Annotated in this window: 1 protein-coding gene; it reads right to left on the bottom strand. The window is 68.4% G+C overall.

Going from position 1 to position 1,094, the window contains the following annotated elements:
- On the bottom strand, positions 1–1,094 hold a 1,094-nt coding region (locus tag AAE029_RS36170), incomplete at both ends, for a condensation domain-containing protein (protein ID WP_371077758.1).

Raw genomic sequence — 1,094 nt, forward strand, 5'->3', positions numbered from 1 at the left:
GTCGCGGGCATAGGCGAAGCCGAGCGTCAGGCCGTCGGCCGTCTCGCCGGCATTGAGGACGAGATCGTATTGCGCAGCCCCGACGGCGCCGGCCTGCGGCAGCACGGCAAGGCCGTCGAGGCCGACGGCGGAAGTTACGCCCATGCCGGCCTGCTCCATGTTGAACATCACCTGGAAGAGCGGCGAGGAGGAGAGATCGCGGACCGGCTGCAGTTCCTCAACCAGGCGGGCGAACGGCAGGTCCTGATGGACCTGGGCCTCCAGCGTGCGGATGCGGGCCTGCTCGATCAGCTCTGCGACCGTCATGCTGCCGGCAAGATCGCCGCGCAGCACCAGGGTGTTGACGAAGAAGCCGATCAGATCCTGGGTCTCCAGCCGGTTGCGGCCGGCCACGGGCACGCCGACGCGGATCTGCGACTGGCCGCTGTAGCGGTAGAGCAGCAGCTGGAAGGCCGACAGCAGCGTCATGAACAGCGTGGCGCCATGGGCCTGCGACAGATGCCCGAGCTTTTTGGAAAGATCGGCGGGAACGGCAAGCTCGACCAGGCCGCCGGCCGTGTCGCGCCCACCCGTGCGGGGACGGTCGACGGGCAGCTGCAGCACCGGATGCTCGGCGCCGAGACGGCCGCGCCAATAGGCGACCTGGCCGGCGACCACTTCCTCGTCGAGCCAGGCCCGCTGCCACAGCGCATAGTCGCCATACTGGATCGCAAGCGCCGGCAGCTCGACCGCCTCGCCCCTGCGGGCGCCATTGTAGAAGGCGGCGAACTCCTTCATCAGGATGGGCATCGACCAGGCGTCGGAGACGATGTGATGCATGGCGACCTGCAGCACATGCTCCTCATCAGCGAGCCGGATCAGCCCCAGGCGCAGCAGCGGTCCGTTGACAAGATCGAAGGGCGTGCCGGTCCCTGTCGCCAACATCCGCTGAAGCGCTTCCTGCCGGTCCTTCTCCTCAAGACCGGCAAGATCGCTTGTCGTCCAGCCGAAGTCGGCCATCTCGCCGACGACCTGGCAGGCAACGCCGTCGGTCTCCGCGAAGCGGGTGCGCAGGCTCTCGTGGCGGGCGACCACCGCTGCAGCCGCCGAACGCA

The organism is Sinorhizobium sp. CB7 (assembly GCF_041357635.1).
Taxonomy (GTDB): domain Bacteria; phylum Pseudomonadota; class Alphaproteobacteria; order Rhizobiales; family Rhizobiaceae; genus Rhizobium.